16 protein-coding genes are annotated in these 17,475 nt (G+C 36.9%); 10 read left to right on the top strand and 6 right to left on the bottom strand.

The window, feature by feature from the left end:
• Positions 1 to 117 precede the first annotated feature (117 nt).
• The 3 genes from LKW28_RS11865 (at position 118) to LKW28_RS11855 (ending at position 4,514) form a co-directional block, all read left to right on the top strand.
• On the top strand, positions 118 to 1,872 hold the full coding sequence (locus LKW28_RS11865; protein ID WP_229140575.1) for an ABC transporter ATP-binding protein: 1,755 nt from the start codon (positions 118 to 120) through the stop codon (positions 1,870 to 1,872).
• Positions 1,873 to 1,886: 14 nt separating this feature from the next.
• Complete coding sequence (locus LKW28_RS11860; protein ID WP_229140574.1) at positions 1,887 to 3,704, top strand: ABC transporter ATP-binding protein; 1,818 nt, start codon at positions 1,887 to 1,889, stop codon at positions 3,702 to 3,704.
• A 144-nt stretch (positions 3,705 to 3,848) separates the two neighbouring features.
• A complete protein-coding gene (locus LKW28_RS11855) occupies positions 3,849 to 4,514 on the top strand; it encodes a potassium channel family protein (protein ID WP_229140573.1) in 666 nt (221 codons plus the stop codon).
• A 97-nt stretch (positions 4,515 to 4,611) separates the two neighbouring features.
• Here the strand turns inward: LKW28_RS11855 and rnjA are convergent, their stop codons facing one another.
• From rnjA to def, 3 genes are all read right to left on the bottom strand, one after another.
• Entirely contained in the window at positions 4,612 to 6,279 is a 1,668-nt protein-coding gene (gene rnjA, locus LKW28_RS11850) for a ribonuclease J1 (RefSeq protein ID WP_229140572.1), read from the bottom strand.
• Between the two features lie 6 nt (positions 6,280 to 6,285).
• Positions 6,286 to 6,495, bottom strand: coding sequence for a DNA-dependent RNA polymerase subunit epsilon (locus LKW28_RS11845; RefSeq protein WP_229140571.1), 210 nt, complete (start codon positions 6,493 to 6,495; stop codon positions 6,286 to 6,288).
• Between the two features lie 527 nt (positions 6,496 to 7,022).
• Positions 7,023 to 7,574 (bottom strand): peptide deformylase, encoded by a 552-nt coding sequence (gene def, locus LKW28_RS11840; RefSeq protein WP_229140570.1) that lies wholly within the window; start codon positions 7,572 to 7,574, stop codon positions 7,023 to 7,025.
• 208 nt (positions 7,575 to 7,782) lie between these two features.
• Here def and LKW28_RS11835 point away from each other — a divergent pair, with 208 nt between their 5' ends.
• From LKW28_RS11835 to lpdA, 5 genes are all read left to right on the top strand, one after another.
• Positions 7,783 to 8,454, top strand: a complete 672-nt coding sequence (locus LKW28_RS11835; protein WP_229140569.1) for a YkyA family protein — start codon at positions 7,783 to 7,785, stop codon at positions 8,452 to 8,454.
• A 452-nt stretch (positions 8,455 to 8,906) separates the two neighbouring features.
• Entirely contained in the window at positions 8,907 to 10,016 is a 1,110-nt protein-coding gene (pdhA, locus tag LKW28_RS11830; RefSeq protein ID WP_229140568.1) for a pyruvate dehydrogenase (acetyl-transferring) E1 component subunit alpha, read from the top strand.
• Between the two features lie 3 nt (positions 10,017 to 10,019).
• Positions 10,020 to 10,997 (top strand): alpha-ketoacid dehydrogenase subunit beta, encoded by a 978-nt coding sequence (locus tag LKW28_RS11825; RefSeq protein WP_229140567.1) that lies wholly within the window; start codon positions 10,020 to 10,022, stop codon positions 10,995 to 10,997.
• A 332-nt stretch (positions 10,998 to 11,329) separates the two neighbouring features.
• The gene (locus tag LKW28_RS11820; protein ID WP_229140566.1) at positions 11,330 to 12,622 is read left to right on the top strand and encodes a dihydrolipoamide acetyltransferase family protein; all 1,293 of its coding nucleotides are present in this window, start codon (positions 11,330 to 11,332) and stop codon (positions 12,620 to 12,622) included.
• 6 nt (positions 12,623 to 12,628) lie between these two features.
• On the top strand, positions 12,629 to 14,038 hold the full coding sequence (gene lpdA / locus LKW28_RS11815; RefSeq protein ID WP_229140565.1) for a dihydrolipoyl dehydrogenase: 1,410 nt from the start codon (positions 12,629 to 12,631) through the stop codon (positions 14,036 to 14,038).
• A gap of 42 nt (positions 14,039 to 14,080) precedes the next feature.
• Here the strand turns inward: lpdA and LKW28_RS11810 are convergent, their stop codons facing one another.
• Positions 14,081 to 14,461 carry a hypothetical protein gene (locus LKW28_RS11810; protein ID WP_229140564.1) on the bottom strand — a complete coding sequence of 127 codons (381 nt, stop codon included), beginning with the start codon at positions 14,459 to 14,461 and terminating at the stop codon, positions 14,081 to 14,083.
• Positions 14,462 to 14,708: 247 nt separating this feature from the next.
• Between LKW28_RS11810 and LKW28_RS11805 the strand changes: the two genes are divergently transcribed.
• Entirely contained in the window at positions 14,709 to 14,948 is a 240-nt protein-coding gene (locus LKW28_RS11805) for a hypothetical protein (protein WP_229140563.1), read from the top strand.
• Positions 14,949 to 15,005: 57 nt separating this feature from the next.
• Here the strand turns inward: LKW28_RS11805 and LKW28_RS11800 are convergent, their stop codons facing one another.
• Positions 15,006 to 15,434 (bottom strand): DUF1885 family protein, encoded by a 429-nt coding sequence (locus tag LKW28_RS11800; protein ID WP_229140562.1) that lies wholly within the window; start codon positions 15,432 to 15,434, stop codon positions 15,006 to 15,008.
• 264 nt (positions 15,435 to 15,698) lie between these two features.
• Between LKW28_RS11800 and LKW28_RS11795 the strand changes: the two genes are divergently transcribed.
• The gene (locus tag LKW28_RS11795) at positions 15,699 to 15,815 is read left to right on the top strand and encodes a GapA-binding peptide SR1P (protein WP_229140561.1); all 117 of its coding nucleotides are present in this window, start codon (positions 15,699 to 15,701) and stop codon (positions 15,813 to 15,815) included.
• A 55-nt stretch (positions 15,816 to 15,870) separates the two neighbouring features.
• On the opposite strand, the gene LKW28_RS11790 is transcribed toward LKW28_RS11795, so the two are convergent.
• The gene (locus tag LKW28_RS11790; RefSeq protein ID WP_229140560.1) at positions 15,871 to 17,343 is read right to left on the bottom strand and encodes an aminotransferase class I/II-fold pyridoxal phosphate-dependent enzyme; all 1,473 of its coding nucleotides are present in this window, start codon (positions 17,341 to 17,343) and stop codon (positions 15,871 to 15,873) included.
• Positions 17,344 to 17,475: the final 132 nt, after the last annotated feature.

Here is a 17,475-nt window from a genome sequence, read left to right as displayed (position 1 = left end):
GGCTATCAAAAATATTTAACATTTTCAGAAAATACACTAGTAATTTATTTCGAAAACCGTTATATTATATGTTACGTAGTTTTCATTACTTTTTTGGAACACCAAGGGGGGAGTTAAATGGAGACCTTTAAGAAATTAAAGGAGTTTTATTGGCCGTATCGTAAGTATTTTTTCTGGTCATTATTTGCAATGATTTTTGTAACAGGAATTACAGTTGTTTACCCAATTGTACTTCAGCTAACAATTGATGAAGTTTTTCGCGCGGGTAATTATCAGCTTGTACCATACCTTGCTTTAGGTTTTATCGCCATCATGGTTATTAAGGGGGTAGCTACATACTTCAACCAATATCTTGGCGATTTATTTGGGATAACAGCTGTATATAAAGTAAGAAATGCTTTGTATGAAAAGCTTCAACGATTATCTTTTGGCTACTATGACAATGCAAAAACAGGGGATCTTATGTCACGGCTAACAGCAGATGTCGAAGGGATTCGATTCTTTCTATCCTTTGGCTTTGCGGAATTGCTTCGCTTCACTTTGCTAATTGTATTCAGTTTAATGGTTATGTTTTCATACTCAGTCTCTCTTACTTTTGTGACGATTATGGCATTGCCATTTTTAGCAATTGTCGTCTATCGATTTGATAAACGTGTCCATCCGGCCTTTCGAAAGGTACGAAAAACCTTTGGTCGTTTGAATACAAATGTTCAAGAAAATATTAGTGGAATCAATACAGTTAAATCCTTGTCACGTGAAGAATTTCAAATCAATAAGTTTAATCACTCAAACAAAGGCTATCGTGATGTTTCCTTGGCAACTTCCGAGATTTGGGCAAAATTCTTCCCATTAATGGAGTTTATCGGCAATGTCTGTGTCGTTGCGCTTTTATCATACGGAGGATACTTAGTTATTGATGGTGCAGTTTCACACGGTGAACTTGTCGCCTTTTTTAGTTTAGTATGGTATCTTCTTAATCCAATCATGAACCTTGGATTTATTATTAACATGTTTTCACAAGCAAAAGCATCAGGAGAACGTCTTTTAGAAATCCTTGAGGCAGATGAAAAAATTATCGACCGAAATGATTGTATTACGAAAGAAAAATTGCAAGGACATGTTGAATTTAAGGATGTCACCTTGAATTATACCAAGGATGATGAGGCAGCCCTTGAATCGATTTCATTTACAGCTGAACCAGGTAAGGTGGTTGGCTTAATTGGGGCTACCGGCTCAGGAAAAACTAGTATTACTCAGCTCATGACTAGATTTTATGAGCCAGTAAAAGGGCAAGTTTTTATTGATGGCAGAGATGTATCCGATTACTCGATTCAAACATTAAGAAGTAATATTGGCTTTGTTATGCAGGAGTCCTTTTTGTTTTCATCAACGATTCGTGCAAATATTGCTTATGGAAGACCTAATGCAACAATGGAAGAAATTATTGATGCAGCAAAACGAGCCCAAGCACATGATTTCATCATGGAGCTTCCAAAGGGCTATGATACAATGCTTGGCGAACGTGGTATGGGATTATCAGGAGGTCAAAAACAACGAATCGCAATTGCAAGGTCGATTTGCATTGACCCCAGTATTTTAATTTTGGATGATGCGACAAGTGCGGTTGATATGGAAACGGAATTTAAGATTCAGAAGGACTTAAAGGAAGTTATGAAAGGACGTACAACATTTATCATTGCTCATCGTATCTCTTCCTTGAAACATGCTGATGAAATATTAGTATTGGAAAATGGAGCAATAGTGGAACGAGGGACTCATGAAGAACTATTGAAAAATGAGGGACCATATCAACGTATTTATGAAATACAATATCAGGATCAAAAAGTGGTCCTCGAGTCACAAGTCGGATAGGTAGGTGAGATTAAATGTCCCAGGAAGAAAAACAAGATATTAAACATCGCTTCCATTATTCAACAGATCAAGCAATTGAAAAACCGTTTAACTGGAAGCAAATGCTTAGATTACTAGCATACATGAAACCATATTCTAAGAATCTGTTACCACTTGCAATTATCATGGTTTTACTGACAACCGCGGTTCGGTTAATCGCACCTATTTTAATTGGGAAGTATACGATTGACCATGCGATTGCCAATAAAGATATGAGTTTATTAATCATTTTAGTTGTGACGATTGCTGGGTTATATGCCATCAATTATGTGGCCAATATTTTTAGAATCAAATGGACAAATATGTTAGGTCAAAATATAATTTACGATTTACGAAAGCATCTTTTTTCACATGTCCAAGGGCTTTCACATCGCTTTTTTGATAAGCGATCAGCGGGTTCCATTTTAGTTCGAATATTGAATGATGTTAACTCTCTTCAGGAATTATTTACAAATGGTGTAATTAATCTATTAATGGACTTTGTACTTTTATTTGGGGTTATTTTTATCCTCTTTGGATTAAGTCCAAAGCTTACATTGGCAATCTTGATTATCCTACCATTAATGGTCTTAATTACGACTAAATTAAGAAGAAAAATCAGAAGATCGTGGCAAACCGTACGAATCAAGCAATCTATGATCAACTCGCATTTGAATGAAAGTATTCAGGGAATACGTGTAACACAGGCTTTTACACAGGAACAAGAAAATATCGAATTCTTTGATGGGATTAACGATGAAAACTTTGAAAGCTGGAGAGATGCGACCCAGAAAAATGCCATGTTCCGTCCGTTTGTTGAAATGACAAATGCAGTTGGAACAGCGATTCTAATTTGGTTCGGGGCGATGCTAATTCAGGACAATGGATTAACCGTCGGGGTATTCGTTTCTTTTGCCTTTTACTTAGGGATGTTCTGGGAGCCTATTTCACGACTAGGTCAAGTGTATAATCAACTGCTTGTTGGAATGGCTTCTTCTGAGCGTATTTTTGAATTTATTGATGAAAAGCCAATTGTTGGCGAAAAAGAAGATGCGATTCACTTAACTGATATGAAAGGGAAAGTTGAATTTAATCAAGTTGAATTTTCATATGATGATAGCCGTAAAGCATTAAAAGGGATTTCTTTAACGATGGAAGCGGGTAAAACAGTCGCGCTCGTTGGTCATACCGGTTCAGGTAAAACTACGATTGCAAACCTGATCAGTCGTTTTTACGATGCTACGAGTGGGGAAGTACGAATTGATGGAATTGATATTAAGGAATTATCGCTTCAAAGTGTTCGTTCCCAAATAAGTGTCGTGCTCCAAGATACCTTCATTTTCTCGGGTACGATTAAAGACAATATTCGTTTTGGCAGACCTGATGCAACAGATGAAGAAGTAATAGCAGCTGCAAAAGCGGTTGGTGCTAATCAGTTTATTGAGAAGCTTAATAATGGATATGAGACAGAAGTCGAGGAGAGAGGAAATATCTTGTCAGTAGGTGAAAGACAATTATTATCTTTTGCACGTGCACTTCTGGCCGATCCGAAAATTTTAATTCTGGATGAGGCGACTGCAAGTATTGATACTGAAACAGAGGTAAAAATCCAACAAGCCTTAAAACAGCTATTAAAAGGTCGGACTGCGATCATTATCGCTCATAGACTATCGACGATACGTGAATCTGATACGATATTTGTATTGGATCATGGTGAAATTATTGAACAAGGGAATCATGATGAACTGATGAAACAACGAGGAGAGTATTTTGGCTTAGTAAAAGCGCAATTTAAAATGCTTGAAGCAATGTAAGATTAAGGATGAAAGGACGGCTTTTAAGTTGTCCTTTCATTTTTTATGTAAACAGGAAACGAATAAACGGTTTTATGGTGCTTCCACATTATTCATTATTTATGTTAAAATGGGTGGTATCATCAAATTGATGGGGGAATCGCAGTGAATAAAAAGGAATTTGCGGTCATTGGTCTTGGTCGGTTCGGTGGAAGTATTTGCCGGGCATTGAGTGATGAAGGCATGGAAGTTATGGCCATGGACATTGATGAAGATAAAGTGAATGAATATCAGTCTATTGCTTCTCATGCGGTTGTAGGTGATTCTACGGATGAATCTGTGCTAAAAAGTATTGGGATCCGTAATTTTGACCTAGTCATTGTGGCAATCGGGGATAACCTTAAAGCAAGTATTTTAACAACCATTATCCTTAAGGAATTAGGGGTCAAACAAATTTGGGTAAAAGCACAAAACGATTACCATGAGAAAATTTTAAGTAAAATTGGTGCAGATAAGATTGTCCACCCGGAACGTGATATGGGAAGACGGATTGCCCATAATATTATTTCAAATAATGTATTAGATTATTTAGAGCTTTCTGATGAGCATAGTATCATTGAAATTGTGGCAGGACAGAAAATTAATGGGAAATCATTAATTGAATTAGATGTGCGTGCTAAATATGGGGTAACTATAGTAGCGATGAAAAGGGGAAAAAATATCATCGTATCTCCACAAGCAACCGAGCAAATACATAAAGGAGATATTCTAATCATTATCGGAGCTGATACAGACATCAGCCGTTTCGAAAAGAACCTTATCGAAGAATAACGTCTCATATGAGGCGTTTTTTTGATGAAATTAAAAAACCCACTGAGGAAGGCTCAGTGGGAGATCAACATTGAATATAGGTTTAAATGAGAACGAATTAAACTTCCATGATGATTGGTAAGATCATCGGGCGACGTTTTGTCTTCTCATATAGGAAAGGAGCAAGCGTATCTGTGATTTCATTCTTAATTTCAGACCATTGTGTCGTACGACGCTCCATTACTTTATTTAAATGCTTAGAAATCAGACTTTGTGCATCATTGATTAAATCGCCAGATTCACGCATATACACAAATCCACGCGAAATTAAATCAGGACCTGCAGCAATTTTAAAGTCCTTCATATTAATACTTACAACAACAATAACGAGACCCTCTTCAGAAAGAATACGGCGGTCGCGTAATACAATATTTCCAATATCGCCAATACCACTGCCATCGATATACACATTACCTGAAGGAATCTTACCAGCAACGGCCGCTTCATTTTCACTTAAAGCAAGAACTTCACCATTATCCATAATAAAGCAATTTTCCTTATTTACACCACAATCAACAGCAGATTTTGCATGCATGATTTGCATACGGTATTCACCATGAATTGGCATAAAGTATTTTGGCTGCATAAGGCGAAGCATTAATTTTTGCTCTTCTTGACCACCATGACCGGATGTATGAATATTACTTAATGGTCCATGGATTACATCGGCGCCTGCACGATATAGCATATTGATGATTCGACTAACACTTAGTGTATTCCCTGGAATAGGAGAAGATGAAAATACAACTGTATCCCCAGGAATAATTTGAATTTGTCGGTGTGTGCCATTGGCAATTCTTGAAAGGGCTGCCATTGATTCACCTTGGCTCCCTGTACAGAGAATAACTACTTTATTGGCAGGAAGACGGTTTATTTGGTTTGCATCAATAAAAGTATCCTTCGGGCATTGAATATAACCAAGGTCATACCCAATTGTAATTGCAGATTCCATACTTCTTCCGAAAACGGCAATTTTTCGATCATTTTGAACAGCGGCTTCAACAACCTGTTGAAGGCGATGAATATTTGATGCGAAAGTAGCGAAAATAATTCGGCCATCTACAGTACGGAAAATATCCTGAATACTTTCACCAACACGTCTTTCAGACATTGTGAAATGAGGTATTTCCGCATTCGTACTGTCAGATAGTAAGCATAGAACTCCTTCTTTACCGATTTCTGCCATCTTTTGCAGGTTTGCAGGTTCCCCAACAGGTGTGAAATCAAATTTGAAATCTCCTGTATGTACGATTTGTCCAGGGGGAGTCTTTACGACAATCCCATATGAATCAGGAATACTATGTGTTGTTCTGAAAAAAGTCACCGATGTTTTACGGAACTTTATGATGTCATCTTCTTTAATTTCGATAAGCTTTGCCTGACGGAGTAGCCCGTGCTCTTCTAACTTGTTTCGAATTAAACCTAAGGCAAGTTTTCCGCCGTAGATTGGTACATTAATTTCTCGAAGTAAATAAGGAATACCGCCGATATGGTCCTCATGTCCATGGGTTATAAATAATCCCTTAATTTTATCTTCGTTTTTAACAAGAAAGCTATAATCAGGAATCACATAGTCGATTCCCAACAGCTCGTCCTCTGGAAACTTAATTCCAGCATCGATCAGGATGATTTCATCCTGAAACTGCACGCCATAAGTGTTTTTACCAATTTCCCCGAGTCCACCTAAGGCGAAAACAGCTGTTTGATCGTTCTTAACAAATTTCATAATTCATCAAATCTCCAATACTTTATAATCTTCATTTAGTTTTTCATATTCAAGATAGGCACTTTCCACTTTTTGAATATATTCAATGTTTATTTTCCGTTCCTTTAATTTTTTGCGTACCTCAACTTGAGATTCTGCTTCAATATACATTGTTTTTGTATTTTCTCTTACAGGAACTTCATAAGCATCTTCTTGGTAGTAAACTTTAAAAATCATTGCCAAATCTCTCCTTAATTTCCGAAAGTTAGAGTAACTTTTTCTATTATATAAAAATATAACATGATTTTCATGTTTTTTCTTGCTTTTCCAAAATAATTCTTATCAATGTGTCCTAAATAGGTAAAAAGAGGGGGTAAATTAGAGGCGAATACTTTGATTTTTCGATAAAGCCGATTAAGGATGAAGTTCAAAAAACCGTACACCTAAAGATTAATTATATCATTAATAAGAAGGTTAGTATATAACGAACCCTCCGAATTTCGAAGGGCTCTATATATTTCTTTCTCATGAATTAAGCAATCGACTTCCTTTTTAATAAATCCTGCCACTGCTTAATTAATTTTTCCCGTAACTTTTTTAGCATGACTATCATCTCCCTTTTTTTGATACTTTAAACATTCTATAATCGATGCGATATATGAATTTGTCCTTAGTATGTGAAAAAAAAGGATGGATTATCATGGCAAATAATTGGAAGTAATCATTGAAAAAGCACCGACATGCTTTGCACATCGGTACTTCCTTTACCGTTCAATTGGAATTGCATGATCTGGTTCAGCAAATGGATCTTCTTCATTAATATGGTCATAAAACATAATGCCATTTAAATGATCAATCTCATGCTGGAAACAAATAGCCGCCAGACCCTGAAGTTCCATAAAGACTTCTTCACCATCCAGATTAGTTCCTTTCACCTTGATTTTCGCATAGCGAGGAACAAAGCCTGGTACAGCCCGGTCAACCGATAAGCATCCCTCTCCAGCCGTTAAATAAATCTTTTTAACAGAATGTCTAATAATCTTTGGATTGAACAGAGCATAGCTATAAAGAATATCATTTTCCTTAAGATGAATGGCAATCATTCGCTTCGAAACGTTAATCTGTGGTGCGGCAAGCCCAATTCCCGGTCTGAGCCCATATTGTTCTGCAATTTCTGGGTTCTGACTGTTTTTTACATATTCAATGAGGTCTTTTAAAATTTTTCGGTCTTCTGCTGATGCCGGTAAAGTTACCTCTTTTGCCACTTTTCGTAATGTTGGATGGCCTTCACGGATTATATTTTCCATAGTAATCATTTTGTTATCACTTCCTGATCCTGATGCTTATTTTGTATGTTTAAGTTTACCAAAGGTCCCATCTTTTTAGAATACAAAAGTATGATGGTCAACCTTGTTCTAAAGCCTGGATAGACTAATATATTTAAAAATAAACCAAATTATAAATTTCTGTTATGAAAACATATTATTATATAGTATATTGTAAGTATCTAAGGGGGAGCAGATCTTGAAAAATAAAACAACATTTAAACTTTCAATTGTTTTAATTTGTATGGTTTTTCTCTTAATGGGATGTATGGGCGGACCATCACCTGAAGAACAAATTTATGAGACATTAGAAAAAGTTGTCTCAGTTGAAAGAGACTTTGAAAAACAACAAGATCCATTAGTGGAGTTAGAGAAAAAGGAAAAAGAGCTTTATGATGAAATTTTAACATTAGGTATGAAAGAATTTGATCAAATCGTTTCGTTATCTAATGAGGCTCTAACCATTGTGGCTGACCGAGAATCTAGAATTAACAATGAGCACGAAAGTATAAAGGCCTCCAAAAAAGAGTTTCAAAAAATTGATTCTCTAATTTCCGAGATTAAAGAAGAAAATGTTAAAGAAGAGGCGGATGCTTTAGGTACTTTAATGAATCAGCGTTATGATAGTTATGAGGAGTTATATTCCGCTTACACAGAAGCAATTGGACATGATAAGAAATTATATGAAATGTTCCAAAATGAAGATTTAACATTAGAAGAATTAGAACAACAAATCAATCTGATCAACGAAACCTATGAGAAAGTGGTTTCAGCAAATGAGGCCTTTAATAAATTAACTGAGGAATACAACAAAGCTAAGGTTTCATTCTATAAAAATGCTGGACTGGAAGTTGTCTTTGAAGAGGAATAAAAATACATATGATGAAAGGGCTATCATTACTGGTAGTCCTTTTCTAATGGTTTTTTACCCATTAACAAATTAAAAAAATCGTGAAAACTATATTTCTTATGATACAGATGCAAAGTGTGTACTGATACAGATTTTTAAATTGGATAAAAGTGTAAAATAATAAAAAATATGTACAAGTAATAAAACAGTAAACAAACAATTTGACGACTTTCTATCATTGTTGTAAACTTGGAAATGGATAGAGAGCAGTTGTATTAATTGCTTTACCAAAATAATTAATACAGCTTCATTTAGGAGTCAGAATATCCTTTTCGAGCATAACGATAAGTCATTACATCTTAAAGACTACGTAAGCCAGGATAAAAGATGTCTTTGAAAAGATATATTTGGGTAACCTAATGCTGTATGTTTTGTATTAAAGAAAATAGGGTAAGAAAGGAAGCGAAAAGAAGATGGCTGTAAAAGCAAATGTCTTTGATTTACAAGGGCAACTGAATAAGGTTGCAGAAAACTTTCCTATGTTTCAGATCTTAAATGAAGAAGGAGAAGTAGTAAATAAAGCTGCTGTTCCTGATTTAAGTGATGATCAATTAAAAGAATTAATGAGAAGAATGGTCTATACACGAATCCTTGATCAACGCTCTATTTCATTAAACCGTCAAGGTCGTTTAGGTTTCTATGCTCCGACTGCAGGTCAAGAAGCATCTCAACTTGCGTCTCAATTTGCTTTAGAAAAAGAAGATTTTATTTTACCAGGTTACCGTGATGTACCTCAAATCGTGTGGCATGGTTTACCATTATATCAAGCATTTTTATTCTCACGTGGACATTTCCATGGGAACCAAATGCCTGAGGGAGTTAATGTGATTTCTCCACAAATCATCATTGGGGCACAATACATACAGTGTGCTGGTGTTGCATTAGGTATGAAAAAGCGCGGCAAAAAATCAGTTGCGATTACGTATACAGGTGACGGTGGAACTTCACAAGGTGATTTCTATGAGGGAATTAACTTTGCTGGAGCATTCAAAGCACCGGCTATTTTCGTTGTTCAAAACAACCGTTTTGCAATTTCTACACCTGTTGAAAAACAATCAGCAGCAACTACTTTAGCACAAAAAGCTGTAGCAGCTGGTATTCCTGGAATTCAAGTTGATGGAATGGATCCACTGGCAGTGTATGTAGCTGTTAAAGAAGCTCGTGAGCGTGCAGTTAATGGTGAGGGCCCAACGTTAATTGAGACTATGACCTATCGTTACGGTCCACATACAATGGCTGGAGATGATCCAACAAGATACCGTACATCCGAGCTTGATAATGAATGGGAAAAGAAAGATCCGCTAGTTCGTTTCCGCAAATATCTTGAAGGTAAAGGTATTTGGAATGAAGAATTGGAAAACCAAGTTATCGAAGAAGCAAAAGAAGATATCAAGAACGCAATCAAAAAAGCAGATGAACAACCAAAACAAAAGGTTACTGACTTAATTTCACATATGTTCGAAGTGCTTCCTCAAAATTTAGAGGAGCAAATGGAAATCTATAAAGCGAAGGAGTCGAAGTAAGCCATGGCGCAAATGACAATGATTCAAGCAATCACTGATGCGTTACGCACAGAATTAAAAAATGACCCAAATGTCTTAGTTTTTGGAGAAGACGTTGGTGTTAACGGCGGTGTGTTCCGTGCAACTGAAGGTCTACAGGCTGAATTCGGTGAAGATCGTGTATTTGATACGCCACTTGCTGAATCAGGGATTGGTGGGCTTGCTGTTGGTTTAAGTTTAGAAGGTTTCCGTCCCGTTCCAGAAATCCAGTTCTTTGGATTTGTTTACGAAGTAATGGATTCCATTAGTGGCCAATTAGCTCGTCTGCGTTATCGTTCAGGCGGACGTTACAGTGCTCCAGTAACGATTCGTTCACCATTCGGTGGAGGTGTACATACACCAGAACTTCACGCAGATAGCTTGGAAGGGCTAATTGCTCAACAGCCTGGTGTAAAGGTTGTTATTCCATCAACACCATATGATGCAAAAGGTCTATTGATTGCAGCCATTCGTGATAACGACCCTGTTGTCTTCCTTGAGCATATGAAACTTTATCGTTCATTCCGTCAGGAAGTTCCAGAGGGTGAATACACAATCGAGTTAGGAAAAGCTGAGGTAAAGCGTGAAGGTACAGACCTAACTATGATTTCTTATGGGGCAATGGTACATGAGTGCTTAAAAGCTGCAACTGAGTTAGAAAAAGAGGGTGTTTCTGCAGAAGTTATTGACCTCCGTACTGTAAGCCCACTAGATATTCCGACAATCATTGCTTCTGTTGAAAAAACAGGACGAGCCATCGTTGTTCAAGAAGCTCAAAAACAAGCGGGTATTGCAGCAAACGTAGTTGCAGAAATAAATGACCGTGCAATCTTAAGCCTAGAAGCTCCTGTATTACGTGTAGCTGCACCTGATACAGTATTCGCATTCTCGCAAGCAGAATCAGTTTGGTTACCAAACTTCAAAGATGTAATTGAAACAGCTAAGAAAGTATTGAACTTTTAACTTTATTCAGCAGAAGTCTCCCAATTCTATAAGTGGATGAATGCAACTAAAGAATACAATTCAGTCAGGGTTCAAATTCCGTCTGAATAAAGTTAAAGCCTTCGGCGGATGCCACAGATTTTCAAAGGTAACTTTTCGAGCGAGCTCGAAAAAATCTGGGCACAAATACGCCAAGGCGCATTTGATTTATTAAACGAAAATGGGAACTATAATCCCAATTACAACTAAAAAGCCGTTGGTGTACGGATAACAAAAGTAATAACTTCATGTGTAGAGTCGTGCACCAAGGCATATTTGAATTGAAATAACTTACTATATAGGAGGCGAATACCGTGGCATTTGAATTTAAGTTGCCAGATATCGGTGAAGGTATCCATGAAGGTGAAATCGTAAAATGGTTTGTAAAACCAGGCGATGAAGTAAATGAGGACGATGTTCTTTGTGAGGTTCAAAATGATAAAGCAGTAGTAGAAATTCCTTCACCTGTTAAAGGGAAGGTACTCGAAGTTCTAGTTGAAGAAGGTACTGTTGCAATTGTAGGTGATACTCTAATAAAATTTGATGCTCCTGGATATGAGGACATTCAATTTAAAGGTGAGGAATCTCAAGAGGCACCTAAAGAAGAAGCACAAGTTCAAGCAACAGAGAGTTCGTCTGAAACTTCTCAACCTGCAGCGGATGTGGACGAAAACCGCCGCATAATTGCAATGCCATCAGTTCGAAAATATGCACGTGAAAAAGGAATTGATATTAAAAAGGTTGCAGGAAGTGGCGATAATGGTAGAATAATGAAGTCAGATATTGACGCATTCCTTTCTGGTGGTGCAACTGTTGCGCAAGACAGCCAGGTTGCCCAAACATCACAAGCAGCTCCTGAGGAGACAGCTAAAGCTCCTGCGAAACAACCAATTCCAGCTGGTCAATATCCAGAAACTCGTGAAAAAATGAGTGGAATTCGTAAAGCAATCGCTAAGGCTATGGTTAACTCAAAACATACGGCTCCACATGTTACATTAATGGACGAAGTTGATGTAACTGAATTGGTTGCTCACCGTAAGAAGTTCAAAGCAGTTGCTGCTGAAAAAGGTATTAAATTAACATATCTTCCTTATGTAGTTAAGGCATTAACTTCAGCATTGCGTGAATTCCCTGCATTAAATACATCACTAGATGATGCAACTGATGAAATTATTCATAAGCATTACTTTAATATCGGTATTGCTGCGGATACAGATAGAGGACTTCTTGTACCAGTTGTTAAAGATGCAGATCGTAAATCAATTTTCACAATTTCAAATGAAATTAATGAATTAGCAGTTAAGGCCCGTGATGGTAAGCTTGCTCCTGATGAAATGAAGGGTGCATCATGTACAATAAGCAATATTGGATCGGCAGGCGGACAATGGTTCACTCCTGTTATTAACCACCCTGAGGTTGCAATCTTAGGTATCGGTCGTATTGCGGAAAAACCAGTTGTAAAAAATGGTGAGATTGTTGTAGCTCCGGTACTTGCTGTATCACTAAGCTTTGACCACCGTATGATTGATGGGGCTACTGCTCAAAACGCACTCAACCAAATTAAACGCTTGTTAAATGACCCACAATTATTATTAATGGAGGCGTAATTAAACATGGTAGTAGGAGATTTTCCGATCGAAACAGACACAATAGTTATTGGTGCTGGCCCTGGTGGATATGTTGCGGCGATTCGTGCAGCACAACTTGGACAAAAGGTAACCATCGTAGAGAAAGCTACTGTTGGTGGTGTTTGTCTTAACGTTGGATGTATCCCATCTAAGGCACTAATCTCCGCAGGACACCGTTATGAAACAGCTAAAAATTCTGAATCAATGGGAATCAAAGCTGACAATGTTACCCTTGATTTTTCTAAGGTTCAAGCATTTAAAGATGGTGTTGTAAAGAAATTAACTGGTGGAGTAGCTGGACTTTTAAAAGGGAATAAAGTTGACGTTGTTCAAGGGGAGGCATTCTTCGTTGATGCTAACTCTTTACGTGTAATGAGTGAAAACTCAGCACAAACGTATAACTTCAAAAATGCAATTATTGCTACTGGATCTCGTCCAATCGAGATACCATCTTTTAAATATTCAAAACGTGTACTCGATTCAACAGGTGCACTAGCACTTCAAGAAGTACCGGAAAAAATCGTTGTAATCGGCGGCGGTGTTATTGGTATTGAGCTTGGAGGAGCTTATGCAAACTTTGGCTCACAAGTAACAATTCTAGAAGGTGCTGATGACATTCTTCTTGGATTTGAAAAGCAAATGACTGCACTTGTGAAGAAGAATCTGAAGAGTAAAGGCGCTGAAATCATTACAAAAGCACTAGCTAAAGGTGTTGAAGAAACCGAAACTGGTGTTACCGTGAAGTATGAAGCAAAAGGTGAAGAACAATCCATCGATGCAGATTATGTATTCGTAATGGTTGGACGTCGTCCTAATACTGACGAGCTTGGCTTAGAGCTTGCAGGTGTTAAAATGAACGAAAGAGGCGTTATCGAAATTGATAAACAATGTCGTACTAGCGTAAGCAATATTTTCGCAATTGGCGATATTGTACCTGGACCTCAATTAGCTCATAAAGCTTCATATGAAGGTAAAATTGCAGCAGAAGCAATTGCAGGTGAGACATCTGAAATTGACTACTTAGGAATTCCGGCAGTTGTGTTCTCTGAACCTGAACTTGCTACTGTTGGTTACACAGAGCAACAAGCGAAAGACGAAGGCATTGAAATTGTAGCAGCTAAATTCCCATATGCTGCAAATGGCCGTGCCCTAGCTCTTGAAGCAACTGATGGTTTCGTGAAGCTCATTACTCGTAAAGAAGATGGACTTCTCATTGGTGCTCAAGTAGCTGGAGAAAGTGCATCGGATATTATTTCCGAATTAGGTATTGCTGTTGAAGCAGGAATGACAGCGGAAGATATCGCAATGACAATTCACGCTCATCCAACTCTTGGTGAAATTACAATGGAAGCAGCGGAAGTTGCTTTAGGAACTCCAATTCATATTGTAAAATAATGAATACAAAAAAATCGCTCCAATCGGAGCGATTTTTTTATTTTAATTTTTTGAACTTGCCGTCGAAGAAAGTACATTTTCTAAGGGAGTAATTATTTCATCTTTTTTAACATTACCTTCAATTTTTTTTAGGACTTTGTCTTGTTGGACGATTAATAAAGATGGAGATTCTTCAACTTCATATTTTGTATAAAGTCTATTGTCATCAGAAGATACGACCTTCATATTTGCGATTTCAGTTGGGAATTTGTTTTTTAGCTCCAGTAACGCATCATAGTAGTTACTCTCATTACGTAGATTATCCTCATCTGAAAAAAAGATAATTTGTTTTTCATCGGTTTCCGGTACTGGTGGCTGTGCCTTGTACGAAGAACACGAGGAAAGTATAAAAAAAGAAAGTATGATTAGAATAGATGTCTTCATTTTTATAATCACTCTTCCATAAAATAGTCAAATGTATAGGTCTTTAAAGCTAATCAAAATAATACAAAACACCTATTTTTTCATTCCAGTTTATTTTATCATGTATTCTAAAAATTCTTTCCGATGTAATCGATTTGTTACAAAAATGAAAAATACTACCATCTTTATGTGCATATTAATTAATAAAGTAAATAGAATTTTATAGAAGACGAGCATATGGCCTGAAGGTGTAAAGGGGAGTTTCTTCATGAAGGTATATGTAATTGGTTTGATTCAAATTTTAATTTGGAGTGCTTTTTCATTGGTTACATGGTTATCTGGCTCCGATCGTTTTCTTGCGAAAGGAATATTGTTGATTATCTTTTGTTATGTTGCTTTCTTAATCGCTTTTAAAATCGGTTTGACACGAAAAGGATCTTTGCTTGTAACAGCAATTTCCTTTATTTGCTTTTTCTCATTTGAAAAAGTTTTTTGGGCCTTCACATAAAATAGACCACATCTCAATGATATGGTCTATTTTTATTTCGCTAATAAATGATTTTTGCTATTTTCGTTTGTAGAAATACATCACTCGTTCATTAAATAAGTGTAATTCACCTTCAAGTTTTTTAGCTAGGAACTTACAAAATTCATTTGCTTTTCCTTTGTCACCTGGGGTTGAACTTTCCGGAAGGGTGACTTGGATATAGGTTTGTTCTTTGATTTCATCAATTTCATCTTCAATTTTTTCGTGGCCCACACCAATAACAATTGCGTTATATTTTTGTTGATCTGATTTTAAGTAAAACCAATTTTTTTCGTGATTAATCTCTTTAATTTGGTAGGGGAATGCAGCGTTATTGTAATCCCAATCAAGCTGTTTGCCAGTTTTACCTGTAATTTCTTTGTAATAGTTAAAGAGGTCTTTAACATCATCAAGTGAAATATTTTGTATGTTTGATTTAGAGACGAGCTTTATGTATGCGTTTTCCAAACTTTTCACTCCTACTCCGGATTGTATTCATATGTATCTCTTATTCTAGCATTTAAATGGTAAAACGTACAACTTCAGATTATCTTGGATGCTGATATCCTTGGTTTTTAGTAATTATGCTAAAAATAAATATAAAAAAAATAAAAACGTTATACAATTAACCATTGACTAACCAAATGTGACATACTATTATAAAAGTAACATAACATAAAACGTTTTCAAAATGAGTTGAAGGACATCTACTTTTCGAAAGGGGTTTGAATAATGGGTACAATCATCTGCCAAACATGCAGTGAAACAATCGAGCACTTTGAATACGAGAAGGTTACAACACTTTATTCAACTTGCGACCACTGCGATTGCCATCACGACGAAAATTAATCTCAATAAAAATATGAAAAAAGCATGCAGAAGTTTGCATGCTTTCTTTTTGGCTTCACCGAATCGCCCTATGTTCTTTGATGACACGCAGAAATTTTAACTCATAATCCTCAGGTCCTTGGACAGGAAGACCTGCCTCAATATTTGTATGGATATAAGTTAAGTTCTCTTCTGTAATAATTTCTCCTGGGATAAAAATTGGTATTCCCGGTGGGTATACCATTACGAATTCAGCTATTACTCGTCCAGCAGATTCTTCAAATGGCACCACTTCTGTTTCGGAATAAAAGGCATCCCTTGGTGATAATGCAAGAACAGGAATATCTGGCAGTAATACTTCAGGTATAGTTTTTGATTCTGAAAGATGGGACACTTCATCAGAAAGATTAGCAAGCGCCTCTATTAGTAAATCGGCCTCTCTCCTGGAATCACCAGGAGTCACAATACATAGGATGTTATAGAGGTCGGACATCTCTACTTCAATATTGTATTTTTCACGAAGCCAAACCTCCGCATCTGATCCAGTAATGCCAAGGTCTTTTACGGAAATGACTAGTTTTGTTGGATCAAAATCGAATGTAGCTTTTGAGCCTAAAATTTCACGCCCAACACAATATAGTTTTTCGATTTCATTGATTTTTTCACGAATATAATCGGCTAACATGATTGTTTTTTCAATCAATTCATGGCCTTCAGTCACTAACTGTTTCCTAGCAACGTCTAAGGATGCTAATAACAAATAAGAAGTTGATGTAGTTGTGAGCATACTTAAGATCGATTGTACCCTATTAGCGGATACTAACCCCTCTTTTACATTTAAAATAGAGCTTTGGGTCATTGATCCTCCAAGTTTATGGACGCTTGTAGCAGCCATGTCTGCTCCCGCCTGCATCGCTGATAGAGGAAGACCTTCATGGAAGTGAATATGAACACCATGCGCTTCGTCAACAAGAACCGGAACATCATAGGAATGAGCAATATCCACAATTCTTTTTAAGTCTGCTGCAATGCCGAAATAGGTTGGGTTAATCACCAGTAAGCCCTTGGCATCAGGGTGCTGTTCGAGTGCCTTTTCAACAGAGTCCGTAGTAATTCCATGAGAAATTCCTAATTGACTGTCAATTTCCGGGTGGATGAAGATTGGAACTGCACCGGAAAATACGATGGCTGACATAACAGATTTATGCACGTTTCTTGGCACTATGATTTTATCTCCAGGGCCACAGACAGCCATGACCATCGTCATAATTGCTCCACTTGTACCTTGAACTGAAAAAAATGTATAATCTGCACCAAACGCTTCAGCAGCAAGGTCTTGGGCTTGCTTAATAATTCCTTTAGGTTGATGAAGATCATCTAAAGGTCCAATATTAATTAAATCGATGGATAAGGCGTTATCACCGATAAAGTGTCGAAAGTCAGGATCGATCCCAGCACCTTTTTTATGTCCGGGAATATGGAATTGGGTTGGATTCTTTTTTGCGTGTTCAACAAGGCCAGTAAATAATGGTGTTTCATTTTGTGACAATTGATTACCACACCTCTTTATTTGTCATTTTTCTACATAAAACAAGTGAATTATAGCACTTCTTTCGCCATTTGCATATAAAAATATTTCTCTATTTTAAATTGTCACGTGTAGGGGGGAATTAAACATTTT

Origin of the sequence: Bacillus sp. REN16 (assembly GCF_020731355.1) — a bacterium.
Classification (GTDB): domain Bacteria; phylum Bacillota; class Bacilli; order Bacillales; family Bacillaceae_L; genus Ferdinandcohnia.
This window is presented reverse-complemented; position numbering and strand designations above follow the sequence as displayed.